The following is a 26925-nucleotide window of genomic DNA, read 5'->3' on the forward strand; positions in this document are numbered from 1 at the left end:
GCCATCGCGTGCAACCGCCTGAAAGCCATACCCGGCGCCTCTGGATCTCTGGACCTTACGACGGCCCGTCCAACCCACCAACAACGTAGGACCGCCTGAAGCCTGAAGCCTGAAGCCCGAAGCCCGAAGCCCGAAGCCTGAACGCCTGAAGCCGCACCCGCGGGAACCGCCAGGGGGCTCACGGCCCGTTGGTGACCGCGTTCTGGATCGCGCCGACCTGCAGCTGGTGGTCGTTCAGCACCTGGTCGTAACTGCCGTCGGTGATCAGCCGGTTCATCGCCCGCATCAGGACGTCGCGCAGCTGCTGGTCGTCCTTGCGCAGCGCGATGCCGAACGGGCGGGGCTGCAGCTGCGGGCCGCCGACCTGCAGGGTGTTGCCGTTGTCGACGGTCTGCGCGGCGTACGTGACCTTCGGGTAGTCGGTGACGAAGGCGTCCGCGCGGCCCTTCAGGTTGTCGACGGCGGCGCCGTCGCTGTCGGTCTCCATGACGGTCAGCGGCTTGTTGTTGTGGTCGCAGACCGTCTTCTGCCGGCTCACCAGGTCGGCGTGGGTGGTGCCCTTCTTGACCGTGACGGTGTGCCCGCACAGGTCGTCGATCTCGTGGATGTTCTGCGGGTTGCCCTTGTCGACGGCGATGCCGATGCCGGCCATGAAGTAGTCGACGAAGTCCACGCCGGGGTTGACCTGCTTGCCGTCCTTGTCGACGCCCTGCTCGCGCTCGCGGGTGTCGGTGATCCCGGACATGGCGATGTCGTACTTGTGGTCGAGCAGCCCGGGCAGCACGTTGGCGAACGGCCCGACGTCCTGGAACTCCATCCGGACCCCGAGCAGCGCGCCCAGCTTCTGCGCCAGGTGCGGGTCCAGCCCGTCCGGTTCGTTGCGGTCGTTGCGGTACACCACCGGCGCGGCCGTGAACGAGGCGCCGACGGTCACCACCCCGGCCTTGCGCACCCGTTCGGGCAGCAGCGCGCGCAGGTCCGCGGGTCTGTGCGGGTCGTCGCCGATCCCGGCGATGCCGCAGCCGCTCAACAGCAGCGTCCCGCCCATCACGGCGGCGAGCGCGGCGCGCCCCCGCCGGTTCCACTGAGCCATGTCGTCTCTCCCCGTGGTCGACGCGGAACACGACAAGCCCAGGGACGACGGACGGCACGGCGGCATGGCCGCGGAACGCGGCATGGCAATACCGAGGAAGACCCCTCGGCCGGCCGCCGTTCCGGCTAGATCGTTCCGACTATAGCCAGCATGGTCACGACAGCCCAACGCCGACCGCCAACTACTCTCCGTCAACCCCGGTTTGACGCCCGATCAGCACCCATCGGCCCCGTTTCGTCCCGCCGCCGCCCCACCGCGGCCCCAGCACGGGGGGTGCGCGGGGTCAGGACCAGGCCGGGTCCTCGAAGGACGGCATGGTGTCGGGGCCGCCGTCCTTCGCGGTGGGCAGCGGGCTCGGGGCGGGCCCGAACGGGGCGGTGGTGCGCGGGTCCTGGACCCAGGCGTCCGCCACCACCGTCACGTTGCCGGGCACGCCGATGGTGACGGTCACCCCGGTGCCGTCGGGGGCGGCGGCGCTGATCTCGTCCGCCGAACCGCCCTCGTTCAGGGTGTAGCCGCGGCCCTTCCAGTACGCCTCGACCTGGTCCAGCAGCCGGGACCGGTTGGCGTCCGAGATCCGGGTCAGCACGTACCGGCGGAGCGTCAGCTGCGCGGTGCCGTCGTTGCCGCGGGCCGCGTTCTCGTGCGGCACCGCCCGGAACGCGTCGTCGGCGTACCGCACCGCGGGGCTGAGCGCCCCGGTGGTCCCGGCCACCAGCTCCTGGAGCCGGGCCCTGGCGGTGTCCAGCGCCACCACCGTGCGGCCCGAGCCGCCCGCCGCCCCGCCACCGCCGGACGACCCGCAGCCCGCCGCGCCCAGGCCCAGCACCAGCACCGCGACGGCACCCGCCACCCGCAGCCTCATCCGACCTCCCGCTCCCCACCGATTCCGGCCCGTACGATCCCTCCGGCCCGTCCGGACCGGCCCGCCCCGCCCTGTCCCCGACCCTAGACCGACCAGAACGGGTCCTGCCGCCGGGGCATGGTGTCCATCGCCCCGTCCGGCCCGATCGGCACCGTGCTGTCGCCGCCGAACGGGTACGAGGTGTCCGGCGCGGTCAGCCCGTCGACCCGGGCCAGCAGCGTGCCGTTGCCCGCGAAGCCGATCCGGAACTCGGCCGTCCCGTGCCCGGACTTCGCCCGCAGCAGCGGCAGCACCGGGTCGTCCTCGCCGTCGACCGTCCAGCCGCGCTCCCGCCAGGCCCGGCCCAGCTGGGCGAGCAGTTCGGGGTAGCGGTGCTCGGCCACCCGGGTCAGCAGGTAGCGCCGCTTCTCCAGGTGCGCGGTGCCGTCCGGCTCGCGGGTGAAGGCGTGCTCGTGGGCGACCGCGACGTACGGGCCGTCCGCCCAGACCGCGGGCGGGGTGAGCGCGGGGGGAGCGGAGTCCAGCAGCTCGTCCACCGCGGACCGCGCGGCGAGCAGCTCGCGCGCCAGGTCGTCGTTCATCGGTACTCCTGTCCGGACACCCGGTCGCCGTGGCCGGAGACGATCAAGCCCATGTTGCGCAGCGAGTGCCCGTCCCGGCCGTCGCCCTGGTTCCAGTAGTCCGAGTGCGACTCGAAGCCCAGCGGGCCGTCCGCGACGTCGAAGCGGTGCGCCCCGAACTCGCTGCTCGCCGGGTCCTGGCCGAACCACAGCTCGTGCGGGTCGTCGTGCCCGGCGATCTTGTCGCCGATGAACCCGCCGGCCACCGCGCCCAGCGGGCCGGCCAGCACCCCGCCGATGCCCGCGCCGATGCCGATGCCCTTCGCCTCGCTGTGGCTGGGCAGGTGCGAGACCGGGTCGTGCTCGGCCGCGCCCACCCACACGTGGTCGGCGCCGACGCCCAGCTGCCCGGCCTGCTGCGCGCCGGTGCCGGGCGAGCCGACCAGCACGATGTCGTCCGCGGGGATGCCGCCGGGGCGCTGCGCGGCCTGCCCGACGGTGAACGAGCCGTACGAGTGGCCCAGCGCGGTCAGGTGCGCGGGCTGGCCCTCGTGCGAGGCGCGCAGGCCCTGCAGGAAGCCCTGGTACGCCTCGCCGCCCTGCTTGGCCCGGTCCTCGCCGGCCACCGCGAACATGTCCGCGCTGATGCCCTTGACCTGCGGGGTGTCGTAGCCGAGCCAGGCGATCGAGGCGGTGGAGCGGCTCGGGTCGGTGTCGTGCGCGGCCTGCCACAGGTCGCGGGCCCGGTTGGCGTCGCCGCCCGCCATGTTCTTGACCTCGGTGTTCAGGCCCGGCACGTACGCCACCACGTCGTCCGCGGTGTCCGGGTTGCCGTACGCGATGGCGGCCCGGCCCTGGCCCTGGTCGCCGATCACCATCAGGTAGGCGGGCGGCTGCTTGCCCTGGTCGTCGCGGAGCCGGCCCTGGATGGCCTTGAAGCCCTCCAGCTTCTTCTTGTCCCAGTCGGAGAGGTCCTGACGGGAGGACAGGTCGGCGACCATCCGGTCCAGGTTGATCCGGTTGGCCTGGTCGCGGGCCGGGGTCGGCATGCCGTCGCGGTTGCCGAGCTCGGCCGGATACTTCTGGATCAGGCGCTGCTGCTCGTCCGGCGGCAGCGACTTCCACCAGGCGTTGACCTCGGTCGGCGGGGCGTCCTTGCCGGGCATGCCCGCGCGGACCAGGTCCTCGTCGCCGCCGAACGGGTTGAGCGCGTCCAGCACGGCGCTGTTCAGGCGCATCGCGGCGGTGCCCGGGTCCAGGCCGGCGCCGGTCCGGGCGTCGTTGGTGTACTGGCGCAGGCGCTGCGCGGTGACCTGGTCGGCGTGCGCGGCCTCGGAGAGCGCGTCGGCGATCCGGTCGCGCAGCTCGGTGCCCTGCCGGGAGCGGTCGGGGGCGTCGGGGTCGTGGCGTTCGGCGGCGCTCGGCGGCGGCCAGGAGATCCCGCCGTCGTCCGAGACGGTGAAGCCGCCCGCGTCGGCGTCGGCGAGCGCGGCCCGGAGCTTGGAGCGGGCCAGCAGGAACGCCTCCGCGCCCTCCCGCAGGACGGGCGCGATCCGCGCCAACTCCAGGTGCGCGGCGGTCAGTTTGCCGGTGGTCCGGGCCAGCGACTGCTGGGCGCTGTCCGCGGCGGTGCCGCGCCAGCCGGAGTTGCGCACCCGGCCGTCCACCCCGTCCCGCCAGGTGTCGGCGTGGCCGGAGAACGCGGCGGCCAGCGAGGCGTACGCGTCGGCGGCGGTGAACAGCCGGTTCGGGTCCGCGTCGCGGAGCGTGGGGATGTCCATGGTCACCGCCCCGCCAGTCCGGTCGCCACGTCCTGCTCGGCGCGCCGGTAGTTCGCGGCGGTCTGCCGCAGGTTGCCGCCCTGCCGGTCCATCTCGGCGGAGAGGCTGTCCAGCAGCCGCTTCCACTCGTCCGTGCAGGAGTTCAACTCACTGCCGGTGGTCCAGCCGCGCAGCCCGGCCTCGGCGTCGTCCGAGGCCCCGAGCACCTGCGAAGTGCTCGGCGGCACCTGCTCGGCGACGTTCCCCGCGGTCTGCCCCGCCCCGTCCAACTCGCCGGGCTCCACCTGGAATCCGCCGCCGCTACCGCCGCTGCCGCCCGGGCCCACACTCAACACGCCATCCCCCACCACCGGTGTCGGTCCGACCACTTGAGCGCGCCATGCTAGCGAACCGGAGGCCCGAAGACCCAGCCGTTCACCACCAGTTGGTGCTCTTCCCGCAATTTCTGCACTTGGCAGTGCCTTTGTTGTTCCATTACCCGATCGGGTGATGGTGGGCTGCTGGACGCTGCGACCCGGCCCGGAGGGCGGTGGGGCGTCCCCGTGGAGTGCCGACGGAGGCGGGCGGGGCCGGAGGGTTCCGGCCGGGGCGGCCGGAACCCGTGCGGTGATTGTGGAGGATACGTGGGCATTTTGGCGGCGTTCCGTCATGTCCGACATTCATCGCATGCGATATTTATGAGTGAAATAGATGTGGGTGGTGCCGGAACTTGTGCTTGACACTCGGCGGTGTGTATCGGGAGGATCCGTCGGCGGGTCGGGGGCGAGTGATCGTTCGGGAGGGGGCGGCGGGGTCGTTGCCCTTTCCTTTACGGATGGGTGGGGCGTGCGTTGCGAAGAGGCCGGGGAATCCCGTCGGGTTTTCGGGCGCCTCTGGCCTTCCGCGTCTGCGTCGATCCCCGTTTCGACGGCCCGGATCCGTTTTCCGAGAGGGTGGCCGATTTTGGGGAGGATGCACGTGCGATATCCGATGGCGCGACGGAGGGTGCTGGGCCCGCGTCCGGTGGCGAGGTGGAGGGCGGTCGCTGCCGCCCTGTTCGCCTTGGTGGCACCTGCGGGACTGGTGGCGTCGGCGGTCCCGGCCGCGGCGGAGGAAGGGTACTGCTGGCAGTCGGACTGCGACGGCAAGTCCCCGGTGAACACGAACTGCGCAAACGACATCATTGTCATCGAAGAGAAGACGTTCTCCACCTCGATCAATATGAAGCTCGTCTACTCCTGGCTCTGCGAGTCCTACTGGGCGCACGTCCAGGTCGATCCCACCTCGATCACCGTTCCGATTTACGGCGGCGTTTTCTACGTGCCGCAGCTCGGTGGTGTCGAGCAGGTCAAGAATTCTTTTGTCACCTGGGAGAACGTGGGTGCCGCCACGCCGATGGTGAGCTCGCTGAATTCCGTGAAGGCCTGCTACACGGATATGGGAAGTAATTTCGACCCACTCCCGGACACCGGTGGGGCGAGCACGCACGCGGGGCAGTGCACCCAATGGCACTGAACGGCGGGACAAGGAGAGGGGAAGTCCACATGAAGCGGAACGGGTCGACCGGCAGGCGGTCGTCCACCTACGCCTGGGCCGCAGTCGCCGCGCTCGCCGCGAGTCTGCTGCCGACCACCGGTTTCGCCGCAGCGGCGGCACCGGTCTCGGACCGGGCTCCGGGCCAGTTGTTCGCGAAGCCCGACGACAGCCTCGGTCGCAACTGGCGCAACGGCTCGGACGTCTCGGTGATCGGCACCGGCGACACCGCAGGCTTCCACATCCTGCGGGCCGACGAGTCCTCGGCGTTCGCGTACAAGGAAGTGGCGCTGCTCGGCGAGGACGCGCTCAGCGGCATCGGCCTGTGGACCGGGTACGTGTGCACCACCGGCTCCGGGCGCTACGCGGCCGCGGTCTACGCGCCGTCGATGGTCACCAACAAGCCCGCCATGATGGGCAAGGACGCGTTCGGCGCTGTGGTGGACCTGGCCACCGGCCGGGTGACCAAGGCCGTCACCGGGGTCGAACTGGCCTACTTCTCTCCGGGGTGCGGCAGCACCGACGACGTGGTGTTCACCCGCAGCGGCGTCGGCGACAACGGCAAGGGCGACACCACCGTCTACGACGTGGCCGCCGCCACCGGCAAGGTGCTCCGCACCACCACCGTGGACGGCCAGTTCACCAACCCGCTGCCCGCTGCCGACGGCAAGGACCTGGGCGTCCTGAACGGGCACCTGGTGAAGCTGAACGGCAAGGAGCGCCCGACCACCCTGGCAGCCCTGTCGGGCCAGGTCTTCGGGTTGGCGCAGTCCTCCGGCGGAGCAATCGACCTGGCCCTGGTGCAGGACGACAAGGACGTTGTGCACCGCTGGGACGGCAAGTCGATGAGGAAGCTCGGCACCGCCCCGCTCGGGTCGCTCGGCCTGTTCCCGCAGGCGGGCGGCGGAGACCTGGTCGCGGGCGCGGTCGACGGCATCGACACCGCCGGAGCCCCGGGCCTGGAGAAGGCCGTTGCCCCGGTCAAGCCCGTCGCTGCCTCCCGGTCAGGCCGGCTGCTGACCACCGCAGCGGCCTCGACCCAGCTCAAGGGCGTGATCTCGAAGGTCGGCCCGGTCGCCGACGACTCCGAAGCCGGCCGGATCGAGGTCACCGCCCTGGCCACCGCCACCGGCGCCACCGGGACCACCCGACTGGCGGCGGCGACCACCGCGACGGCCACCACGGGCAACGACGACCAGGAACCGTTGATCGACGGCACCAAGGAGCGCGACTTCCTGCGGACCACCGGCGTCCAACTGGAGGACCCGAACCCCAACACCCACTACTCGAACTGCATCGTGCCGCGCAACGCCGTCGACGCGCAGGCCCTGCAGCCGAGCACCAACATGGTCGAGTGGGCCGTCGACCAAGCCGTGCACGGCCAGTTGACGGTCTCCCGCCCGGCTGACTACTTGGCCACCGGGCAGCCGGCCTACACCCCCCAGGGCATGTTCCCGCGGGTCGCGCTGGCCGGGGGTGGGACCATCCCGGCACAGGTGATGCTGGGCATCGTGGCGCAGGAGTCGAACCTGAAGCAGGCGTCCTGGCACGCGATGCCGGGTGACGCCGGAAACCCCACGCTGGGCGACTACTTCGGCAACAGCGACAACATCCACACGTACCCGCTCTACGGCCGCGGCGACTGCGGCTACGGCATCGCCCAGGTCACCGCGGGCATGTCGTCGTCCAGCGGCGGCTCCACCTACTCGTCGCCCGAGGCGTACGCCATCGCCACCGACTACGCGGCAAACATCGCAGCCGGCGCCCAGATCCTGTCCCAGAGCTGGAACCAGCTGAAGTCGATCAACATGAACGTCAACAGCGGCGCCTCGAACCACATCGAGAACTGGTACATGGCGCTGTGGGGCTACAACAGCGGCGTGTACACCGACTCCTCGCTCAACGGCGGCCACGTCGGCGTCGGCTGGTTCAACAACCCGGCCAACCCCCGCTACCCGGCTGACCGCAAGCCCTTCCTGCGTGCCACCTACGACGACGCGCGGACGCCCGGCAACTGGACCTACCAGGAGAAGGTGCTGGGCTGGGCGGAGACCCCGCAGCTGACGTACAACGCGGCCCCGTCCTACGTGAAGCCGTACTTCCCGATGGCGCCGCTGCAGAGCACCGTGCTCAACCTGAGCACCAACCGCTTCCTGTTCTGCGGCTCAGACAACGCGTGCAAGCCCAACCAGACCCCGGATCCGTGCCCGGCCGAGGACAGCTCCTGTTGGTGGCACGGTTCGGTCAGCTGGTTCACCGACACCGACACCACGGCGTCCACCGAGAACCTGGCCTTCGCGCTGGGCAGCGGGGAACCGCCGCTGAACCGCAAGTACCCACAGCCGCCCTGCAACACGGCGCCGGGCACCCTCAGCACCATCGTCATCGACGACCTGCCCAATCCCGACCACAACGTGTTCGGCTGCGAGGAGAGCCGCCTCCCCCCGAAGGGCAAGTTCACGTTGCGGCTCGGCGACAACGTCGTGCACACCCGCGAGGACGGCAGCGTCCGGGCGACCGGTGACATCTCGACGATCGACGTACACCAGATCGGTGGCGGCTACGACGGCCACTTCTGGTTCACTCACGGCTACTCGGACGCCAACAGCAACCTGTTTCACAAGGTGACCGCGACTTGGGCGATCGATCCGGACCAACTGCCGAAGTCGAACGAGCCGGGAGAGCGCTTCAACATCTACATCCACTTGCCCGACCACGGCGCCCAGGGCATTGTGCCGTACACCGTCAACCCGGGCGCCAACTCCGCTGGGGAGCCCAGCCGCACCTGCCGCCTCGCACAGACCCACAACAACGGTGCCAACACCTGGTGGGACATGGGCACGGTGCAGCTGTGGGCCGGCGCCAACATTCAGGCCGACAACGTGTCCGAGACCAACTACACCACCAATGAGGACATCGCCTTCGACGCGATCGCCTTTGTACCGGTGACGGCCAAGTCCACGACCGCCGCCTGCTGGAAGTACTGACATACCATCACCTCGCCCGGGTCGGCCTTCGGGCCGACCCGGGCGGCCCCGGGCCCGGGAGGTGCCGACCGCCCCCCGCGACCCTCGCGATCACGATCACGGGAGCACAGCATGAGTCTCGCCGGTGCCGTACGGCGTTCCGTTCCGGCCGTCGCGCTCCTTGCCGTTCTGGCAGGGTGCTCGGCCCCGTCCCACCACGATGCTCCGACCGGAAGCGCCTCCCTGCTCCCGGGGGAGGGGCCGGTCAGTGGGTCGCCGGCGGCCCCGGAGCCCGCGGCATCCGGCTCGGCAGCCGCGAAACCGTTCAACCCGTCGGACTGGCCCACCGAGCCGGCGCCCGTGGCCGGCAGGCAGGGCCCGGTGGCCGTGGCGGTCGAGGCCGGGTACAGCGGGGAGGCGTACCTGCAACGGCTCGCCGCCACCTGGGGCGTGACGATGGAGGAACGGGCGAAGGTCGACTTCCCCGGCCGGCCCGCGGTCTGGCACCGGACCGGCCGCCGCACCGCCGACGGCTCCGCCCTCAGCATCAGCGCGACCTGGACCGAGGGCGGTGACCTCGAACTGGCCGGTTGCACGGCGGCCTTCAGCGCTCCCGGGGCGGCCGAATTCCTCGCGGACTGCGCTCGACTCGACTACCCCGGCGCCGATCCGGCCGCCTCCGCGGACTGGGTGCGGGGCATGCTGCCGCGCCTGCACAGTGCCTTCGAGACGGCGAAGGGCGCCGCGGTGGACAGCCCGCTGCGGCAGTCCGGCCCGGTCGCCCTCCTGCTCCAGGAGAACGCCGACCCGTCGCCCGGCGGGGACAACCGCACGGTCTACCTGATCGGCACCGGCCGGAAGTGACGCCTGCTCGAAGCGTCCGTCCGGTCAGGCCGCCCCGGTCAGCGCCGGGGCCCGGTCGGGGGCCGGGGCGGCGGCGGGGGCGGGGCGCAGCAGGACGGCGACCAGGGCGGCGGTGACGGCGAGGGTCGCGGAGCCGCAGCGCAGGGCGAGGTGCAGGGCGTCGACGAACGAGGCGTCGACGGCGGCCCGGACGGGAGCGGGGGCGGGGGAGGCGCCGGTGGCGGCGGCGCGGCCGGTGAGGGCGGCGACGGCGTGTGCGGCGCCGTCGGCGGGCAGGCCCAGGCGGTGCAGGGCGGTGGTGAGGCTGCCGGTCAGCCGGGCGGTCAGGACGGCGCCGAGGACGGCGATGCCGAGCACGCCGCCGAGTTCGCGCAGCGTGTTGATGGTCGCGGAGGCCATCCCGGTCTGCGCCGGGGCGACCCGGCCGAGCACCGCGATCGACACCGGGGTGAAGGTCAGGCCCATGCCGAAGCCGAGCAGCACCAGCGTCCAGGCGTACGACCAGTAGTGCGCCTGCGCCGGGTACAGCGACAGTCCGCCGAGGCCGACCGCGCACAGGGCGATGCCCAGCACCAGGGGCGGGCGGACCCCGTGACGGGTGGTCAGGCGGCCGGACAGCGGCGCGGCGAACATGATCACGCCGCTCAGCGGCAGCCCCGCGTACCCGGCGGCGGTCGGCGTCCAGCGCATCACGCCCTGCAGCATCAGCGGCAGGAAGAACATCGCGCCGAACATCCCGAAGCTCACCATCAGCCCGCTCAGCAGCGCCCCCGCCAGCACCCGGTCGCGGAACAGCCGCAGCTCCACCATCGGTTCGGCGGACCGCAGTTCGACCGCGGCGAAGAGCGCCAGCAGGACGGCCGCGGCGGCCCCGCAGCCCAGCACCCGGGTGTCCGTCCAGCCCCGGCCCGGGCCCTCGACCAGGGCGTACACCAGCGCGCCCAGTCCGCCGGCGGAGAGCAGCAGGCCGGGCAGGTCGATCCGCCGTTCGCGCGGGGCGATCTCCGGCAGCACCCGGTGGGCCAGCAGCAGGCCGACCGCCCCGACCGGGACGTTGATCCAGAACACGCTGGCCCAGCCGAACGCGTCCACCATCGGGCCGCCGACCACCGGCCCGACCGACAGGCCGAGCGCCGAGACGCCCGACCACAGGCCGATCGCCCGGGCCCGTTCCCGCTCGTCGGTGAACACCTCCCGCAGGATCGCCAGGCTGCCCGGCGTCAGCAGCGCCGCCCCGACGCCCTGCAGCATCCGGGCGGCGACCAGCGCCCCGGTGCCGCCCGCGAGCGCGGCCGCGGCCGAGCCGAGCGTGAACAGCGCCAGCCCGAGCCGGAACACCCGGGTGCGGCCGTACCGGTCGCCGAGCGTGCCGCCGGTCAGCAGCAGCGCCGCGTACACCAGGCTGTAGCCCTCGGCGACCCACTGCAGGCCGCTGATGCCCGCGTCCAGGTCCCGGCCGATCCGGGGGAGGGCGATGTTGACGATGACGTTGTCCAGCATCGCCATGAACATCGTGACGCAGAGCGTGGCGAGCGCCTGCCGCTTGCGCCGGGCGTCCTTGCCGTTTCCCGCTGTCTCCACCGATCCCCCTCCGGGCACGCCGAGTACCCCCTAACGGTGTTAGGGGGCGCGATTGCGCACTCAGCATCGCCCTAACGGTGTTAGATTGCAAGCGCGAACCGTGCCCGCCGCCACCCCGAGGAGCACCCGTGGCCCCGAACCCCGCCACGTCGGACACCGCCACGCCGAACCCCGCCACCCCGCCGGACGCCGCCCTGCCGGACGCCCCCGTGCCGGACGCCCCGGCCCGCGCCCTCACCCGCGCGTGCATCGCCGCCGCCGCGCTGCGGGTCCTCGCCCGCGACGGCCTGGCCGGCCTCTCCATGCGCAAGGTCGCCGCCGAGGTCGGGGTGAAGGCCGCCTCGCTCTACTGGCACGTCCGCAACAAGGAGGAACTCCTCGACCTGCTCAACGACGCGCTCGTCGCGGGCGCCGAAATCCCGCCCCGCACCGGCGACTGGCGCGCCCAGTACCTCGAGTACGGCCGCCGCTACCGCGCCCTGCTGCTCGCCACCCGCGACGCCGCCCGGATCGTGGCCGGCCGCCTCGCCACCGGCCCGCACATCCTGGCCGTGCTGGAGGACCAGCTCGACCGGCTGCGCGGCGCCGGCTTCACCGACGCCGACGCCGCGATGGCCTCCTACCTGCTCTCCGCCTACGTGCAGGGCTTCGTCCTGCAGGAGCAGTCCCCGCTCTCCGCCGCCGAGGCGGCCGGCGCCACCCGCGGCGAGGTCGCCCACGCCGCCGGGGAGGTCTTCCGCACCCTGCCCGCCGAGACCCACCCCAACCTGGTCGCCCTCGCCGCCGACCTCACCGACCCGGACATGGACGCCCGCTTCGAGTTCGGCCTGCACCGCCTCGCCGACGGCCTCGCCACCCTGCTCCCGACACCCCGTCAGACGCCCGGCCGGGAGCCCCGCTAGCCGCCCGGCGCGTCCAGGTACGGGCTGTACAGCGCCGACAGGAAGCGGGTGGCGAGCCGGTCGCGCAGCTGCGGGGGCAGGCCGTCGAGCAGGCGGTTGACGCCCGCCATCCGGGTGCCGGCGCCGGGGGAGAGGTCGAGGCCGGCCGCCGGGAGCAGGGCGGCGAAGGACGCGTCGTCCAGGGTGGTGAAGTCGAGCTGCCCGAGCAGGGCGAGGAGCTCGGCGGGCGGGGCGACCGGCCCGCGGGCGCGGACCGCGGCGACGCTGTCGCGCAGCACCGCGAGCAGCCCGTCGACGCCCTCCCCGCTGACGCCGGTGAGCGTGACGTGCAGGCTGGCGGGCAGCCCGTCGACGCTCAGCTGCGGCTGCAGGAAGAAGCCGCGCCCGCGCGACTCGTCCGCCAACTCCCAGAGGTCCAGCGGGTGTTCGCCCGGGGCGGGATCGGTGCCGATCGCCACCAGCGTGGCGTCCGGCGTGCCGAGCACCCGCAGCCCGTCGATCGCGCCGACGCCCGCGACCAGCCGCCGGGTCGCGTCCAGCGCCGCGCGTCCCAACTCCCGGTAGCCGTCCGCTCCGAGGGCCTGCAGGGTGGCCCAGGCGCCGGCCAGCGGGCCGGCGCCCTTGCTGCTCTGCACGGTGGAGTTGACCACCGGGTAGCCGGGCCACTGCGCGCAGGCGAAGTACGCGGCCAGCCGCAGCGCCTGGTCGCGGAAGAGCAGCACCGACGCCCCCTTGGGCGCGTACCCGAACTTGTGCAGGTCGCAGGAGAGCGAGGTGACGCCGGGCACCGACAGGTCGAACGGCGGCACCTCGGCCCCGGCCTCGGCCAGCCAGGGCAGCAGCCAGCCGCCCACGCAGGCGTCCACGTGGCAGGGCAGCCCGCGCTCGGCCGCCGCCGCGGCGATCGCCGCGACCGGGTCGACCACGCCGTGCGCGTACGAGGGCGCGGAGGCCACCACCAGCACCGTCCGTTCGGTGCAGGCCGCGGCCATCGCCTCGGGGACGGCCCGGAAGGTCTCCGGGTCGACCGGCACCGCGACGACCTTCACCCTCAGGTACGCCCCGGCCTTGAAGAACGCGGCGTGCGCCGTCGCGGGCACCACGATCTCCGGCTCGGCGACCTCCGGCCGGGCGTCCCGGGCGGCCTTGACCGCGAGCAGGATCGACTCGGTGCCGCCGCTGGTGAAGATGCCGGGGGTGCGCTCGTCCCCGCCGAGCCGGGCGGCGACCGCGCCGACCACCTGCCGCTCCAGCGCGACGATGCTCGGGAAGGCCGTCGGGTCCAGCCCGTTGACCTCCAGCATGGCCAGGTACGCGCCCTCCGCGGCGGCCCGCACCCCGGGCCGCCCGGCGTCGTAGGTGTACGCGGTGGTGCGCCCGCCCCGGGTGGGCAGGTCGGCGGCGGTGAGCGCGCGCAGCTCGGCGAGCAGCTCCTCGGCGGGGCGCCCGGAATCCGGGAGCCCGAACTGACGGTCCGTCATGAAACCTCTCCAGCAAGCGAGTCGACGACAACGGCGGGGGCGGCCGCGCGGCGGCGCCCGTACGCGCGCAGGGCGGGCAGCGAGGCCAGCATCAGCAGCGCCGGGACGAGGCTGAAGCCGAGCAGCACGCCCGCCCGGGCGGCCGGGGTCTGCGCGACCGGGTGGTCGGTGGTGGAGGAGGCGAACCCGGCGGCGGCCAGCGCCAGCGAGAACAGCCCCGGACCGGCGGCCAGGCCCGCCGTCTCCCCGGCCGTCCACAGCCCGGTGAACGCCCCGGACTGCAGCCGCCCGGTGCGCGCCGCGTCCGCGTGCACGGTGTCCGGCAGCAGCGACAGCGGCAGCACCTGCAGCGCCGCGTACGCCACGCCCAGCACCGCGCACAGCGCCAGCACCGCGCCGACGCGCACCGCGCCCGCCCCGGCGGCCGGCCACAGCGCGGCCGAGGCCAGCACGAACAGCGCGGTCGCCGCGGTCAGGCAGCGCAGCCGCCCCCACCGGGCGGCGGCCCGGCCCCACAGCGGGACGGCGACCGCGCTCGGCGCGACCAGGCAGACGAACAGCACCGAGGTCAGCCCGTAGCCGCCCAGCCAGTACGTGGCGGTGTACGGGGCGGCCGCCAGCATGATCGCCACCGCGGCGGCCTGCAGCACGAACGCGCCCAGCAGCGCGAAGAACGCCCGGTTCCCGCGCGCGGTGCGCAACGCGGCCCGCAGCCCCAGCGGCTCCGGCCCGGGCCGGGCGGGCACCCGGCGGGCGCCCAGCGCCGGCACCAGCAGCGTCGCCAGCAGCAGGACGGCGACCACGGCGCCCATCACCGCGTACCCGCGCCGCCCGTCCCCGGCCAGCGACACCACGGCCGGGGCGAGCCCGCCCGCGACCAGGATGCCGACGGTCAGGCAGACGATCCGCCACACCATGATCCGGGTGCGCACCTCGGGCCGGTCCGACATCTCCGCGGGCAGCGCCACGTACGGGACCTGGAACAGCGCGAACGCGCTGGAGGCGAGCACGAAGGTGACCGCGACCCAGGCGGCGGCGCCGGAACCGGTCAGCGGCGAGAGGAACATCGCGGCGAACGCGACGGGCAGCGCCAGCGCCCCGGCCAGCAGGATCCGGGTGCGGCGGCCGGTGCGCAGCGCCTCCCGGTCGCTGGCCGCGCCGACGGTCGGGTTGAACAGCGCGTCCCACGCCTTGGGCAGCGCCACCACCAGGCCCGCGACCCCGGCGGGCACGCCCAGCGCGTCGGTCATGAAGTACAGCAGCAGCAGGCCGGGGACGGTCGAGTGGATGCCCGTCCCGACCGAGCCGATCGCGTACCCGGCCAGCTGCCGTCTTCCGATCTCCCCGCCGCTCACCGCCCGCCCCCGATCCCCAGCTCGCGCAGCACCAGTCCGTGCAGGTGCTCCCGGAACCGCGGCACCTGGGCGCGGATCATCGACCGGCAGAAGCCGTGCACCGTCCACAGCACCGTCCACACCGCCAACTCGGCGCGCTCCGGCGGGACTTCCGGCAGCGCGGCGGCCAGCGCGTCGCGCACCGACTCCAGCAGCGGGCGGGTGTACTCCTCCTCCAGCCCGGCGAACTCGGCGGCGTCCGCCAGCCAGCGCCGCATCCACAGCGCGGGGACGTCCGGCCGCTCCAGGCAGAAGTCCAGGTACCGGTCCGCGAACCCGACCGCCGCCCCCGCCGGGTCCGCCCCCGCCCGCGCCCCGAACTCCCGCAGCGCCCCGGCCACCGCCGCCCGCTCCGCCTCGTGCGCCCGCCGCATCACCTCGCGGTACAGGTCGGCCTTCCCGCCCACGTGGTACGCGACCGTGGCCACGTTCAACCCCGCGGCCCCGGCGATCATCCGGGTGGTCGTCCCGTCGTACCCGCGCTCCGCGAACAGCGCGGTCGCCGCCGCGACGATCCGCTCCCGGCTCAGCTCGGCCTGGTTCTGCGCCGCACCCGGCGCCGATGGCTCGGTCATGGCGGGGAGCGTACGCGCGCCGCTTGTCATCAATCAACTGTTTGATTGATGACAGTTGCGTGACATCCGCAGCGGTTCGAACCCATCACCTGAGAACGCCGACAGGCCCGCGACCGCCGACGGGCCCGCGACCGCCGACGGGTCCGCGACCGTCGACGGGCCAGCGAACGCCGACGGGCCCGCGAACGCCGACGGGCCCCGCCGCGCAGTGCGGCGGGGCCCGGACGGGGAGCGCGGGATCGAGCGAGGGGTCAGCAGTGCGCGACGGCCTCGCAGTCCTCCCAGCGGGTGCCGGTGTAGGTGTCCTGGCCGTCGCCCGAGGTCGGGGCGGTCAGCGACTTGACCCGCTGCTGGGCGGTGCCGGCGGGCGCCGCGGCGGGGCCGGTGGCGAGGCGGACGGCGATCGCGTCCAGGAGCGGACGGGGGCTGGTGCCGGCGAAGTCGTTGACCATCACGGCGAAGACCAGCCGGCGCCCGTCGGGGGCGGTGGCGTAGCCGATCAGGTTGTCGACGCCGCCCATCGAGCCGCTCTTGGCGTGCACGTTGTTCTCGGCCTTGGTGCCGCGCATCCGGGCGGCCAGCGTGCCGCCGACCATCCGCTGCGGGTTGCCGGCCACCGGCAGCGCGTTGTACCAGGCGTCGAACCAGGGCTTGCCCTGGACGATCCGGAGCAGGTCGGCCATCTTGGCCGGGGTGATCAGGTCGTAGCGCGACAGGCCGGAGCCGTCGACCTGCCGCCCGGCCGGGGTGCTCAGCCCGTTGGCCTTGAGGAACGCCTGGACCTGGTTGACGCCGGTCGCCCAGTCGCCGCGGCCGCCCTTGACCTTGCCGATCTCCTTGGTCAGGTGCTCGGCGATGCCGTTGTTGCTGATCTTCAGCATCGGGACGATCAGCTCGGCGAGGGTCTGCGACTGGTGCGACACCAGCGGCTGCGAGCTCTCCCGGCCGGTCGCCGCCTGCACGTCGCCGCGCACCACCTGCACGCCGTGCCGGGCCAGCGCGCCCGCGAACACCCGGCCCGCGTAGGTGGACGGGTTCTCGACGGTCACCCAGGAGGTCACCGGCGCGGCCCCGGCCGCGATGCTGCCGGACAGCGCCAGTTCGTTGCTGCCGCGCTTGCGGTCCACGCCGACGGACGAGCCGCTGCCCGCCGCCCCGGTGGCCACCGAGCCGGTGAACGCCATCGGCGCCTCGGCCGGGTTCAGGGTGACCTTCGCGGCCTCCCCGGCCGCCCCCGGGGCCACCGTGACCTGCACGGTGTCCATCATGTACTCGGAGTCGTTGGCGACCGTCAGCCCGGAGATCTGCGGGCTGTACGAGTACGGCTCGTCGTCCCAGGCCCAGCCGGGGCCGAGCGGGGTGGAGTCGTAGCGGCTGCCGTCGGCCAGCACCCGGCCGGTGACGGTGGTGACCCCGGACGCCGCGACCTGGGTGGCCAGGTCGTCGAGGTCCTTCACCAGCAGGCTGGGGTCGCCGCCGCCGCGTAGCACCAGGTCGCCGACCAGGGTGGAGCCGTACCGGGTGCCGGTGGTGCGCACCTCGGTGCTGAACCGGTAGTCCGCGCCGAGCAGGTCGAGCGCGGCGGTGGAGGTCACCGTCTTCATGGTGGACGCCGGGGTGAGCAGCGCCTGCGGCTGGTGCGCGTACAGCACCTGGCCGGTGGCGGCGTCCAGCACCTCGACGCCGGTCTGGGCGTTGGCCAGCCGGGAGTCGGCCAGCAGCGCGTTCAGGTCGGCGGTCAGCGCGGCGTCGGCCGGGGTCGGGTCGTCGGCCTGGGCGGAGCCGGCGAGCAGGGAGGCGGCCAGCACCGCGGCGGCGGCCAGCGGCACGCTGCGGCGGTAGAGGCGGTGGCGGGGCGGACGTCCGGGCAAGGCTGCTCCAGGGTGCGGGTCGGCCGGGGTGCGCGCGTCACCCACGCCCCCGTTTTGCCATGAACATTACCATTTGAGGGGGTATCAGTTGATCTTCCCGAACGCCCGCCCCGACGGCCCCGCCCCGGACCCCGCCCCGGCGGCCCACCCCCTACACACGCACCGGAGCGGCAAAAGGTCGCACCCGCGCCCCGGATAAACTGACCGCCCGCTCGAAGAGCCCCCCGGGGGCTCCCCGCTCGGCCCCCCGCGGGGCTCCCCACCGGACGAGGAACATGGCTGCGCACGCTGGGCTGACGGTCGAACGCATCACCCGCGCCGCCGCCGAACTCGCCGACCGGGTCGGCATCGAGAAGGTCACCGTCTCCGCGCTGGCCCGGCAGTTCGGGGTGAAGGACGCCAGCTTCTACTCGCACGTCAAGAACCTCCAGGAGATCCGGGTCCGGGTCGCCCTGCTGGCCTCCGACGAGCTGAACCAGGCCCTCGCCGCCGCCATCGCCGGCCGCTCCGGCGGCGAGGCGCTCACCGCCTTCGCGGACGCCTACCGGGACTACGCGCTGGCCCACCCCGGCCGCTACGCCGCCACCCAACTGCCGCTCGACCCGGCCGAGTTCACCGACACTGCGGTGTTCGCCCGGAGCGTCGAACTGACCTACGCGGTGATGCGCCACTACCGCCTCGCCGAGCCCGACCTGACCGACGCCGCCCGCCTGCTGCGCAGCACCTTCCACGGCTTCATCGGCATCGAGAGCGCCGGCGGCTTCAACCACCCCCGCGCCGCCGCCGACTCCTGGCGGCGCATCACCACCGGCCTCCACCACCTGCTGGCGAACTGGCCCCCGGCCCCCTGAGCGGCCGTTCCCCGCCGCCGCGGCGCCTTCCGGTCCTCAGTGCGGGGAGCGCCCCCAGCCCGAGCACCAGCGCCGCCCGCACCAGCGCGACCCGCACCACCGCCCGTCGACGGGCGCCCGCACCGGCGGACCACCCGCCCCCGTCCCCGCCCCCGCGCTCGTCCCCGTTCCCGCCCCCGCGCTCACGGCCGCAGCACCCGTTCCAGGAACGCCGCCAGGTTGCCCCTGGCCCGGGCGACCTTCTCCTCGGTGCTCAGGCTCTCCCGCATCCGCACCCCGCCCGCCGAGGCCCGCCGGTGCCCCCGCACGTACAGCGAGCAGGCCAGGTCGCCGCAGAAGTACTCGCCCGCCGAGGCGTACTCGTCCCCGGACGCCCGCCCGGCCTTGCGCGCCGTCAGCAGCGCCACCCCGGACGCGGCGTGCACCGTCAGGCAGATCGAGCACATCGCCCCCTGCCGCGCCCCCGCCCCCGCCCGCTGCGCCCGCCGCAGCGCGACCCCCACCGGCCGCCCCTCGTGCTCGGCCACCAGGTACCCCCGGTCGGGGGCGCCCGGATCCCGCCACCCGAGGAAGTCCAGTTCCTCCCACGGCAGTTCGGCCAGCCCGCGGGGCAGCGCGAGCCGTCCGGCCTCGCCCTTGGTGCAGTTGACGAACGATGCCCGGATCGCCGGTTCGGTCAGTTCCCGCATGGTTCCCGTCCTCGCCTCCACTCGCGCCTAGGACCTCTAGGCTCAAGCCAAGATAGCCTAGGCAGCAGGCCGGGCCAAGCCGGTTTCCCGCCCGCCCCTGCACGCCCCAGCCCACCCCGGAAGCGCCCGAAGCCGCCGCCGGGGCCGGACCGCCGGTGGAAGCCCCCGGCGGTCCGGCCCCGGCGGTCCGGCCCCGGCAGTCGGTCGGGCGGTCAGGACATCGGAACCCGCTCCGGCAGCGCCGCCGCCGAAGCCCCCCGGCCGCCCTCCCGACCGTCCTCCCGGCCCGCCGTCAGCCGCAGCGGCCACCACAGCGCGCGGCCGAGCAGCGCGGCCACCGCCGGGACCACCACCAGCGACAGCAGCAGCGCGGAGAGCAGGATCCCGAGCGTCAGCGCGAAGGCGTTCTGCTCGTTGCCCGGCGTGGTGGCCAGGCTGGCGAACGAACCGCCCAGCACCAGTCCGGCGGTGGCGACGGCGGGCGCGGTGTGCCGCACGGCGCGGGCCACGGCGGCCCGGGCCGGGCCGGGGCGGTGCATCTCCTCGCGGATCCGGTCGGCGATCAGGATGTTGTAGTCGGTGCCGAGCGCCACCACGAACAGGAACAGCAGCAGCGGCAGGGTGAAGGCCACGCCGGGCCGGTCCAGCAGGTGCTGGAACACCAGGACGGAGCTGCCGAGGGTGGCGGCGAACCCCAGCCCGACCGAGAGCAGCAGCGCCACCGGGGCGAGCAGGCTGCGCAGGAGCAGCAGCAGGATCAGCGCGATCAGCCCCGCCGCGACCGGGAACACCACCCGCAGGTCGTGGTCGACCACGTCCGCCACGTCGGCGTACACCGCCGAGGTGCCGCCGACGTGGGCGTGCGTCCCGGCGGGGGAGTGGGCGGCGACGGCGGCCCGCAGCGGGCCGGAGACCAGGGCCCGGGCCTGCTCGCTCTGCGGGTCGACGACGGGGTAGACGTCGATCCGGACGGCCTTGCGGTCCGGGCTGCCCACCGGGTCGGCGACCTGCCCGACGCCCGCGACCTTGCCGAGCTCCCGGGCCAGCCCGGCGAAGGCGGCCGGGTCGACGGCGCCGCCCCCGTCGGCGGTGGCGTACACGGTGGCCGGGTCGGCCGCCCCGGCCGGGAGCGAGCGGGAGATCTCGGCGGCGGTGGCGGCCGAGGGCGTCTTCGAGGGGCCGCCGAGGCCGTAGTCCATCCGCATCCCGACCAGGCCCGCGGCCAGCGCGCCGAGCAGCGCGACGGACGCCAGCAGCGCGGCCGCGGGACGGCGGGCCACCAGCTCGCCGAGGCGGGCGGCGACGCCCGGGCGCGGCTCCCGGCGCAGCGTGCGCGAGGGCCAGAACATGCCCCGCCCGCAGGCGGCGAGCAGCGCCGGCATCAGGGTCAGGCTGCCCAGCAGCATCACCAGCACGGCGACGGCGATCGCCGGGCCGAGCGAGCGGAACAGGCCGAACCCGGCCACGCCCAGGGTGGCGAACGCGGCGACGATGGTCAGCGCGGCCGAGGTGATCGCCGTGCCGACCCGGCCGGACACCTCGGCGGCGACCTGGCGGGCGGGCGCGTCCGGGCGGGCCCGCAGCACCTCGCGGTACCGGAACAGCAGGAACAGCAGGTAGTCGACGCCGATGCCGAGCAGCACCACCGAGATCAGGCCGGGGGTGGAGGCGTCCAGCCGCAGGCCGGTGAGCTCGGCCAGGCCCGCGACCGCGCCGCCCGCCGCACCGCCGACCAGCGCCACCGCGAGCAGCGGCAGCACGGCGGCCAGCACGCTGCGGAACACCAGCACGTTGAGCAGCACGATCAGGCCCACCACCAGGATGCCGCCGACGGTCGCCAGGGTCCGGTTCGCGTCGTTGCTGTCCGCAACCTCGGCCACGCCGCCGGTGAAGCCGGTGCGCATCCCGGCCTCGGCGAACCGCTCCCGGGCGGTGTCCCGGAACGTCCGGTAGACGTCCTGCACGCCCTCGTCGGCGACGCTGCCGGCCAGTTCGACGGCCAGCAGTTCGAAGCCGCCGTCCGGGGCGACCATCGCGGGCGCCACCTTCGGGGTCTGCGAGCGGTCGGTCACCAGGAAGGACGGGTCGTCGGCCTTGCGCGGCATCACCACCCGCTGCCGTCCGAGCCGGTCCGCCTCGGCGTCGATCCGCCGCCGGTCGGCGTCCGTGAGCGGGGCGCCGTCGGCGCGGGCCACCAGCACCGTGACGGTGGTGGCGTCGGGCCGCAGCCCGAAGTGGTCCTCGGCGATCCGCAGCGCCGCCGCCGAGTCGTAGCGGGCGGGCAGGAAGTCCGCGGTGTTGCTCCCGGTGACCTTGGCGAACAGCACCGGCGCCACCCCGGTCAGCGCCACCCCGAGGACCGCCCACACGGCGATCACCTTCCAGGCGTGTCTGGTGGAGAATCCGGTCAGTGCGCGGATCACGGTCGCCCTCCGTCTGCGTTGCTGCTGGTCGGACGACGGTCGCCGTCCGATGAACAGCCCATCAGTCCGGGTGCCCCCGGGGCGTCGGGGCGACGGACGATCCGCACCGGGGCCCGCGGGCCCGCACCGCCCCCGCACCCGGGACCTGGCTCCCAGGACCGCTCGCCCCCGGAGACGACGTCCGCCCCGCCGGGCCGGTGCCAGAATGGAGCATCGGGGCTGGTCAGCGGCAGCGCGGCCCGGAACGAGGCCCAGAACGCGGCCCGGAACGAGGCTCAGAACGCGGCCCGGAGCGAGGCCCGGAACGCGACACGAGCGGGACACCGGCGGAACACGGGGGACGGACATGGGACGACCGCAGCAGCACCCGGACACCGCGGCGGCGCCGGACGGCGCGCCGTGGACCCACACCGACGCCCTGGTCGCCGTGGCCGCGGGCCTGTTCGATGCGCTCGGCGCGCTGCTGTTCGCCGCGCTGGACGGCAACCGGGGGCCGGGCCTGCCCGGCTTCCTGCTCGCGCTGCTGGCCGCCCTGCCGCTGCTGTTCCGGCGCGACCGCCCGGTACCGGCGTTCGCCGCGGTACTGGCGCTCGGCATCGCCGCCGACCTGGCCAGGTCGGGAGCCCCGCACTTCGGGGCGGTCCTGGTGGTCGCGCTGTACTCGGTGGCCCGGGCGAGCACCCTCGCCACGACCGCCGCGGCCGCCCTGGCCGCCTCGGTGACGACCGTCCTCGGCCAGAGCCACTTCCGGACGCCGACCCTGGCCGCGGTGCTGTCCGCCCCGTGCTCCGCGCTGCTGGTGGCCGGGGCCGGCCTCGCGGTCGCCCGCTGGCAGCGCGAGGTGACGGCCAACCGGCAGCTGCTCGCCGACCGCGCGGTGGCCGAGGAACGCCGCCGGATCGCCCGGGAGCTGCACGACGTCGTCGCCCACCACATCACCACCATGCAGCTGATGGCCGGCGGCGCCCGCGCCAACCTCGCCGACCCCGAGGTGGTCCGGGACGCCCTGGTCACCCTGGAGTCCTCCGGCCGCCTCGCGCTGCGCGAGATGCGCCAACTCCTCGACGTGCTGCGGGCCGGCGACGAACCGGACGCCGTCCCGCCCGCCCCGCAGCCCGGCACCGACGACCTGCCCCGCCTGCTGGAGGAGTCCCGCCGGGCCGGCCTGCCCGCCGACCTCACCGTGCACGGCGAGGTCCGCCCGCTGCCGCCCGCCCTCGGCCTGGCGGTGTTCCGGATCGTCCAGGAAGCCCTGACCAACACCCGCAAGCACGCCGGCCCGACCCGCGCCACCGTCCGCCTGACCTACGCCCCGGACCTGCTCACCGTGCACGTCCGCGACCACGGCCCCGGCGCAGGCGCCGGCCCCGGCTCCGGTTTCGCCCGCTCCTCGACCGAGCCCAGCGGCCACGGCCTGATCGGCATGCGCGAACGCGCCGCCCTCCACGGCGGCACCCTCACCGCCACCCCCCACCCCGACGGCGGCTTCGCCGTCCACGCCGAACTGCCGCTCCCCGCCGAGGAACTGACCGACGAGTCCGCCGAACTCCCGCCCCCCGTCGGCGATCCCGCCTCCCCCTCTGCCGAACCACCCTCCCTCGTCGGCGAGTTCGCCTCTCGGCCCGCCGAACCCGCCCGCGCTGCCCGCCCTGCCCGCGAGTTCGCCGAGCCGACCTCCGCCGAGCCGGTCTTCCCCGAGCCGGTCTTCGCCGTCCGCGAGTCCGCCGCGCTCCCCGCGGAGGCCCGCCGATGACCCCGATCCGGATCCTGGTCGCCGACGACCAGCCGCTGGTGCGCCGCGGGCTCTGCCTCATCCTCTCGCCCGACCCGGCCTTCGAGGTGGTCGGCGAGGCCGAGAACGGCGCCGCCGCGGTCGAACTCGCCCGCCGGCTGCGCCCCGACGTGGTGGTGATGGACATCCGGATGCCGGTCCTCGACGGCGTCGACGCGACCCGCGAACTCGCCCGGACGGTCCCCGACTGCCGGGTCCTCGCGCTCAGCACCTTCGACCTCGACGAGTACGTGGTCGCCGCGCTCCGGGCCGGCGCCTGCGGCTTCCTCCCCAAGGACGTCTCGCCGGAGGAACTCGCCGCCGCGATCCGCACGGTCCACACCGGCGAGGCGGTGGTCGCGCCGCGCCTGCTCACCCGTCTGATCTCCACCTACGTCCGCACCACCGCCCCGCAGGCTCCCGCCGCCCCGCGTCCCGTCGCGGCCGAGCTGACCCCCCGGGAGACCGAGGTGTGGCGCCTGATCGCCACCGGCCTCGACAACGACGCCATCGCCGCCGCCCTCGACCTCAGCCGTTCCACCGTCAAGAACCACATCACCTCCCTCTTCGCGAAGCTCGACGTCCGGGACCGGGCCCAGGCCGTCATTGCCGCCTACGAGTCCGGCCTGGTCGCGGCCGGATCCCCGGGCGGCGGGTGAGCGGTGCGCTGCCGTCATCCGACTCCTCGGCGGCACCCTGGTGCTGCTCGGCCTCGGCACCCGCACCACCGCCGCACCCCCGCCCCCGCCCCGGCCGCCACCTGACCGGGGCACCGCCTACCGCCCGCCGCCTACCGCCCGCCGCCTACCGCTCCTCGACCCCGTCGATCCCGTCGAACCCGTCGAGCAGCGCGGGCAACTCGGCCACGCTGTCCAGCACATGGGTGTGCGGGACGGTCGCGAAGTCGGCGTCGCCATGGGTGCCGGTGCGGACCGCGGCGGCGACCCGGGCGCCGGCCCGGTGGGCGGCGAGCAGGTCGCTGGTGGTGTCGCCGACCGCGGCGAGCCGGTGCACGGACTCGGCGCGGGTGCGCAGCAGGGCGGTCAGCAGCAGGTCGGGGGCCGGGCGGCCGCGTCCCGCGTCGGCGGGGGAGAGGGCCAGGGTGACCAGGCCGTCCCAGCCGAGCGCGCGCAGCAGCCGGTCGCGGGTGGCGGGGGAGAAGCCGGTGGTGAGCACCACGTCGCGGCCGGCCGAGCGGAGCCGCTCGATCGCGTCGGCGGCGCCCGGGATCTCGCGGACGCCCGCGCTGTCGACCGTCTCGTCGTACGCGGCCTCGAAGGCCAGGTTGGCGCGTTCGGCCCGGGCCTCGTCGCCCCCGGTGAGGTGGCGGAACACCTCGATCTTCGAGCGCCCCATGGTGTCGAGCGCGTAGCGGACGGCCTCGGCGTGCCCGTCCGAACCGGCGGGGAGGCCGATGGCCGCCAGCGCCCGGTGGAAGGCCGCGAGGACGGCGCCGCCGTCCTCGACGGTGGTGCCGGCCATGTCGAGGCAGACCAGCTGGATCGCGGGGCGGGGTGCGGTGGTCATGAGGTGTCCTGTTCCTGGAACGGGGTCGGTGGGGTGGAGGAAAAGGGGGTACGGCTGCGGTACTTGTCCGGACAAGACGCCGGACGTTCACCCGGAGTACCGCCGGGAGTGGGGGTGGCGACGCGGGGAGGACGGTCTTTCCGCAGTTCACCCGAGTGGCGCAACCTGTCATGACAGGGGCCCGGTCTGCGGCGGACCGGCCACCTGTAGGGTCGGTTCCCGTGAAGGAATCACTGCACGGCGTCGTCGCCGCCCAGCTGCGCCAGCGGATCCGGAGCGGCTCCTTGAAGGTGGGTGAACTCCTGCCCTCGGAGGCCGAGTTGTGCGAGGAGTTCGCCGCCTCCCGGACGCCGGTGCGGCAGGCGCTGGCCACCCTCCGGGAGGAGGGGCTGATCAGCGGGGGCCAGGGCCGCCGCTCGGTGGTGCTGGACGCGGTGCCCTCCCAGCCGTTCGAGTCGCTGCTCTCCTTCACCACCCGGGCCCGGCTGACCGGCCACGTCCCGGGCCAGCGCCTGCAGGAGATCGCCCTGCGCCGCCCGCAGGCGGCCGTCGCCGCGGCCCTGGAGGTCGACCCGGACGCCCTGGTGGTGCAACTGCTGCGGCTGCGCCTGCTGGACGGCCGCCCGGCGATGCTGGAACGGATGACGTACGTCGAGGCGGTGGGCCGCCCGCTGCTGGGCGCGGACCTCGACGCGGGCTCGATCTACGCCCTGCTCACCGCCAACGGGGTGGAACTGGCCGCCGCCCGCCACACCTTCGACGCGGTCGCCGCCGACGAGACCGACGCGCAACTGCTGGAGGTCGAGGTCGGCGCCCCGCTGCTGCGCGAGCGCCGGATCACCACGGACGCCCGCGGCGTGCCCGTCGAGTGGTCGGAGGACCGCTACCGCCCGGACGTGGCCAACGTGACGGTCACCAACACCCGTTCCGCCCGCTCCGCCCAGCTCTAGCCCCACCCGCCGGCCCGTCACCCGCCGACTCCCGTCCGCGCGACCTGCGAGACCTGCGCGGCCGACGAGACCGACGCGGCCCGCGCGGCCGACGAGACCTGCGCGGCCGACGACGCCTGCGGGGCCACTGCCTGCCGGGGCGCCGCGCCGGTGCGGGCCGCCGCGATCGCGTCCTCGATCCGCTCCAGCGGGTGGGCCGCGGCGACCAGCGCGGCGAACGGGAACACCCGGTGACGCTCGCTCAGGAACCGGACGGCGGTGTCCAGGTCGCGCGGCCGGTAGTTGTGCACGCCGACCACGGTGTGCAGGCCGCGGACCAGGCGCTCCGGGTCGAGGGCGACGGCCGGCCCGGGGGAGACCGAGCCGACCAGGACGGCCCGCCCGCCGACGGCCAGCGCGTCCAGGCAGCGCTGGACGGCGGCGGGCCGCCCGGAGAAGTCCAGCGCGACGTCCACCTCCCCGGGCCGAGCCGCGCCCCCGTCCGCCACCCCGTCCCCGTCCGCCTCTCCGCCCGCGTCCAGCGCCTCGGCGGCCCCGAACCGCAGGGCCTGCGCCCGGCGTTCGGGGTCGGGGTCGACGGCGCTCACCCGGGCCCCGGCGGTGGCGGCCATCGCGGCGGCGGTCAGGCCGAGCATGCCCGCCCCGGTGATCAGCACCCGTCGTCCGGCGAGCGGCCCGGCGGCGTCCAGCGCGGCCGCGACGGTGGCGGTGGCGCAGGAGGCGGGGCTGGCGACGGCGTCGGGCAGGCCGGGCGGGACGGCGACCACGGCGGTGCCGGGCAGCACCACGCAGTGGGTGGCGAAGCCGCCGTTCAGCGGGGCCCGCTGGGACCACGGCTCGTGGCCGTACTTGCGCAGCCGCAGGCACTTGTGCGGCAGGCCGCGCCCGCACCGTTCGCACCGGCCGCAGGATGCGGTCACCGACCAGACCACCCGCATGCCCTCGGCGACCGGCGTGCCGTCCACGCACCGCACGCCGCCCGCGCCCACGCCGACCACCGTGCCGACCTGCTCGTGGCCGAGCAGCGAGGGCGCGGGGGAGGGGCGGTGGCCGGTGACGGTGTGCAGGTCGCTGCCGCACACGGTGGCGAGGTCGATGCGCACCAGCAGCTCCCCGGGCCCGGGCGTGCGGGCGGTGGCGGCCTCCAGCAGGGCGAAGGGCTTGTCCACCCCCTCCCAGCGGGCCAGGCGGACCGGAATCGTCTCCGTCGAAACACTCATGCCCCGAACTTGTCATGAAAACCCGCGCCGATCAACCACTTGTCATGAC

General features: G+C 74.6%; 22 protein-coding genes. 8 read left to right on the forward strand and 14 right to left on the reverse strand.

Translation table 11 applies throughout. From position 1 onward, the window contains the following. Positions 1–178 precede the first annotated feature (178 nt). The 5 genes from IH44_RS0118635 to IH44_RS41170 all read right to left on the reverse strand — a co-directional run bounded on the left by IH44_RS0118635 (position 179) and on the right by IH44_RS41170 (position 4631). A complete protein-coding gene (locus tag IH44_RS0118635; protein WP_030460738.1) occupies positions 179–1093 on the reverse strand; it encodes an ABC transporter substrate-binding protein in 915 nt (304 codons plus the stop codon). Positions 1094–1376: 283 nt separating this feature from the next. Next, complete coding sequence (locus IH44_RS0118640; RefSeq protein ID WP_030460739.1) at positions 1377–1958, reverse strand: hypothetical protein; 582 nt, start codon at positions 1956–1958, stop codon at positions 1377–1379. A gap of 83 nt (positions 1959–2041) precedes the next feature. Beyond that, positions 2042–2539 carry a hypothetical protein gene (locus IH44_RS0118645; RefSeq protein WP_030460740.1) on the reverse strand — a complete coding sequence of 166 codons (498 nt, stop codon included), beginning with the start codon at positions 2537–2539 and terminating at the stop codon, positions 2042–2044. After that, positions 2536–4299: an alpha/beta hydrolase gene (locus IH44_RS0118650; protein WP_051817047.1), complete on the reverse strand. Its 1764-nt coding sequence runs from the start codon at positions 4297–4299 to the stop codon at positions 2536–2538. The genes IH44_RS0118645 and IH44_RS0118650 overlap by 4 nt, the downstream gene beginning before the upstream one ends. Before the next feature lie 2 nt (positions 4300–4301). Next, entirely contained in the window at positions 4302–4631 is a 330-nt protein-coding gene (locus IH44_RS41170) for a type VII secretion target (protein ID WP_157852383.1), read from the reverse strand. A 625-nt stretch (positions 4632–5256) separates the two neighbouring features. On the opposite strand from IH44_RS41170, the gene IH44_RS44325 reads away from it, so the two are divergent. From IH44_RS44325 to IH44_RS0118670, 3 genes are all read left to right on the forward strand, one after another. Then, entirely contained in the window at positions 5257–5793 is a 537-nt protein-coding gene (locus IH44_RS44325; RefSeq protein ID WP_157852385.1) for a DUF2690 domain-containing protein, read from the forward strand. A gap of 29 nt (positions 5794–5822) precedes the next feature. Further along, a complete protein-coding gene (locus IH44_RS0118665) occupies positions 5823–8798 on the forward strand; it encodes a hypothetical protein (protein WP_030460743.1) in 2976 nt (991 codons plus the stop codon). Positions 8799–9137: 339 nt separating this feature from the next. After that, positions 9138–9641: a hypothetical protein gene (locus tag IH44_RS0118670; protein WP_030460744.1), complete on the forward strand. Its 504-nt coding sequence runs from the start codon at positions 9138–9140 to the stop codon at positions 9639–9641. A 24-nt stretch (positions 9642–9665) separates the two neighbouring features. Here the strand turns inward: IH44_RS0118670 and IH44_RS0118675 are convergent, their stop codons facing one another. Next, positions 9666–11222 (reverse strand): MFS transporter, encoded by a 1557-nt coding sequence (locus IH44_RS0118675; RefSeq protein ID WP_030460745.1) that lies wholly within the window; start codon positions 11220–11222, stop codon positions 9666–9668. 128 nt (positions 11223–11350) lie between these two features. Between IH44_RS0118675 and IH44_RS0118680 the strand changes: the two genes are divergently transcribed. Continuing rightward, positions 11351–12124 carry a TetR/AcrR family transcriptional regulator gene (locus IH44_RS0118680; RefSeq protein ID WP_051817049.1) on the forward strand — a complete coding sequence of 258 codons (774 nt, stop codon included), beginning with the start codon at positions 11351–11353 and terminating at the stop codon, positions 12122–12124. Here IH44_RS0118680 and IH44_RS0118685 read toward each other — a convergent pair. From IH44_RS0118685 to dacB, 4 genes are all read right to left on the reverse strand, one after another. Continuing rightward, complete coding sequence (locus IH44_RS0118685; RefSeq protein WP_030460747.1) at positions 12121–13605, reverse strand: aspartate aminotransferase family protein; 1485 nt, start codon at positions 13603–13605, stop codon at positions 12121–12123. The genes IH44_RS0118680 and IH44_RS0118685 overlap by 4 nt on opposite strands. Further along, positions 13602–14960, reverse strand: coding sequence for an MFS transporter (locus IH44_RS0118690; RefSeq protein WP_030460748.1), 1359 nt, complete (start codon positions 14958–14960; stop codon positions 13602–13604). The genes IH44_RS0118685 and IH44_RS0118690 overlap by 4 nt, the downstream gene beginning before the upstream one ends. Further along, positions 14957–15574 (reverse strand): TetR/AcrR family transcriptional regulator, encoded by a 618-nt coding sequence (locus tag IH44_RS42890; protein ID WP_051817050.1) that lies wholly within the window; start codon positions 15572–15574, stop codon positions 14957–14959. The genes IH44_RS0118690 and IH44_RS42890 overlap by 4 nt, the downstream gene beginning before the upstream one ends. 251 nt (positions 15575–15825) lie before the next feature. Continuing rightward, positions 15826–17445 carry a D-alanyl-D-alanine carboxypeptidase/D-alanyl-D-alanine-endopeptidase gene (dacB, locus tag IH44_RS0118700; protein ID WP_063759640.1) on the reverse strand — a complete coding sequence of 540 codons (1620 nt, stop codon included), beginning with the start codon at positions 17443–17445 and terminating at the stop codon, positions 15826–15828. 275 nt (positions 17446–17720) lie between these two features. On the opposite strand from dacB, the gene IH44_RS0118705 reads away from it, so the two are divergent. Next, the gene (locus tag IH44_RS0118705) at positions 17721–18296 is read left to right on the forward strand and encodes a TetR/AcrR family transcriptional regulator (RefSeq protein ID WP_030460751.1); all 576 of its coding nucleotides are present in this window, start codon (positions 17721–17723) and stop codon (positions 18294–18296) included. A 182-nt stretch (positions 18297–18478) separates the two neighbouring features. On the opposite strand, the gene IH44_RS0118710 is transcribed toward IH44_RS0118705, so the two are convergent. Then, entirely contained in the window at positions 18479–18985 is a 507-nt protein-coding gene (locus tag IH44_RS0118710; protein ID WP_030460752.1) for an FBP domain-containing protein, read from the reverse strand. Between the two features lie 212 nt (positions 18986–19197). Then, positions 19198–21408 carry an MMPL family transporter gene (locus IH44_RS0118715; protein WP_081966967.1) on the reverse strand — a complete coding sequence of 737 codons (2211 nt, stop codon included), beginning with the start codon at positions 21406–21408 and terminating at the stop codon, positions 19198–19200. A gap of 346 nt (positions 21409–21754) precedes the next feature. Between IH44_RS0118715 and IH44_RS0118720 the strand changes: the two genes are divergently transcribed. Together IH44_RS0118720 and IH44_RS0118725 are read left to right on the forward strand one after the other, a co-directional pair. Next, positions 21755–23161: a sensor histidine kinase gene (locus tag IH44_RS0118720; RefSeq protein WP_107066574.1), complete on the forward strand. Its 1407-nt coding sequence runs from the start codon at positions 21755–21757 to the stop codon at positions 23159–23161. Then, on the forward strand, positions 23158–23838 hold the full coding sequence (locus tag IH44_RS0118725; RefSeq protein WP_030460755.1) for a response regulator transcription factor: 681 nt from the start codon (positions 23158–23160) through the stop codon (positions 23836–23838). The genes IH44_RS0118720 and IH44_RS0118725 overlap by 4 nt, the downstream gene beginning before the upstream one ends. Positions 23839–23983: 145 nt before the next feature. On the opposite strand, the gene IH44_RS0118730 is transcribed toward IH44_RS0118725, so the two are convergent. Beyond that, positions 23984–24706, reverse strand: a complete 723-nt coding sequence (locus tag IH44_RS0118730) for an HAD family hydrolase (RefSeq protein ID WP_030460756.1) — start codon at positions 24704–24706, stop codon at positions 23984–23986. A gap of 221 nt (positions 24707–24927) precedes the next feature. Between IH44_RS0118730 and IH44_RS0118735 the strand changes: the two genes are divergently transcribed. After that, positions 24928–25656, forward strand: a complete 729-nt coding sequence (locus tag IH44_RS0118735) for a GntR family transcriptional regulator (protein ID WP_030460757.1) — start codon at positions 24928–24930, stop codon at positions 25654–25656. A gap of 17 nt (positions 25657–25673) precedes the next feature. On the opposite strand, the gene IH44_RS0118740 is transcribed toward IH44_RS0118735, so the two are convergent. Beyond that, the gene (locus IH44_RS0118740) at positions 25674–26876 is read right to left on the reverse strand and encodes a zinc-binding dehydrogenase (RefSeq protein WP_081966969.1); all 1203 of its coding nucleotides are present in this window, start codon (positions 26874–26876) and stop codon (positions 25674–25676) included. Positions 26877–26925: the final 49 nt, after the last annotated feature.

This window comes from Kitasatospora sp. NRRL B-11411, from assembly GCF_000721345.1.
Taxonomy (GTDB): domain Bacteria; phylum Actinomycetota; class Actinomycetes; order Streptomycetales; family Streptomycetaceae; genus Kitasatospora; species Kitasatospora cineracea.

Bases quoted from the DNA above. Each gene is read 5' to 3' on its own strand.
- IH44_RS0118710 (WP_030460752.1), bottom strand. From the start codon at position 18,985: ATGCGGGAACTGACCGAACCGGCGATCCGGGCATCGTTCGTCAACTGC.
- IH44_RS0118740 (WP_081966969.1), bottom strand. From the start codon at position 26,876: ATGAGTGTTTCGACGGAGACGATTCCGGTCCGCCTGGCCCGCTGGGAG.
- IH44_RS0118730 (WP_030460756.1), bottom strand. From the start codon at position 24,706: ATGACCACCGCACCCCGCCCCGCGATCCAGCTGGTCTGCCTCGACATG.
- IH44_RS0118725 (WP_030460755.1), top strand. From the start codon at position 23,158: ATGACCCCGATCCGGATCCTGGTCGCCGACGACCAGCCGCTGGTGCGC.
- IH44_RS0118720 (WP_107066574.1), top strand. From the start codon at position 21,755: ATGGGACGACCGCAGCAGCACCCGGACACCGCGGCGGCGCCGGACGGC.
- IH44_RS0118640 (WP_030460739.1), bottom strand. From the start codon at position 1,958: ATGAGGCTGCGGGTGGCGGGTGCCGTCGCGGTGCTGGTGCTGGGCCTG.
- IH44_RS0118650 (WP_051817047.1), bottom strand. From the start codon at position 4,299: ATGGACATCCCCACGCTCCGCGACGCGGACCCGAACCGGCTGTTCACC.
- IH44_RS0118665 (WP_030460743.1), top strand. From the start codon at position 5,823: ATGAAGCGGAACGGGTCGACCGGCAGGCGGTCGTCCACCTACGCCTGG.
- IH44_RS42890 (WP_051817050.1), bottom strand. From the start codon at position 15,574: ATGACCGAGCCATCGGCGCCGGGTGCGGCGCAGAACCAGGCCGAGCTG.
- IH44_RS0118645 (WP_030460740.1), bottom strand. From the start codon at position 2,539: ATGAACGACGACCTGGCGCGCGAGCTGCTCGCCGCGCGGTCCGCGGTG.
- IH44_RS0118705 (WP_030460751.1), top strand. From the start codon at position 17,721: ATGGCTGCGCACGCTGGGCTGACGGTCGAACGCATCACCCGCGCCGCC.
- IH44_RS0118685 (WP_030460747.1), bottom strand. From the start codon at position 13,605: ATGACGGACCGTCAGTTCGGGCTCCCGGATTCCGGGCGCCCCGCCGAG.
- IH44_RS0118635 (WP_030460738.1), bottom strand. From the start codon at position 1,093: ATGGCTCAGTGGAACCGGCGGGGGCGCGCCGCGCTCGCCGCCGTGATG.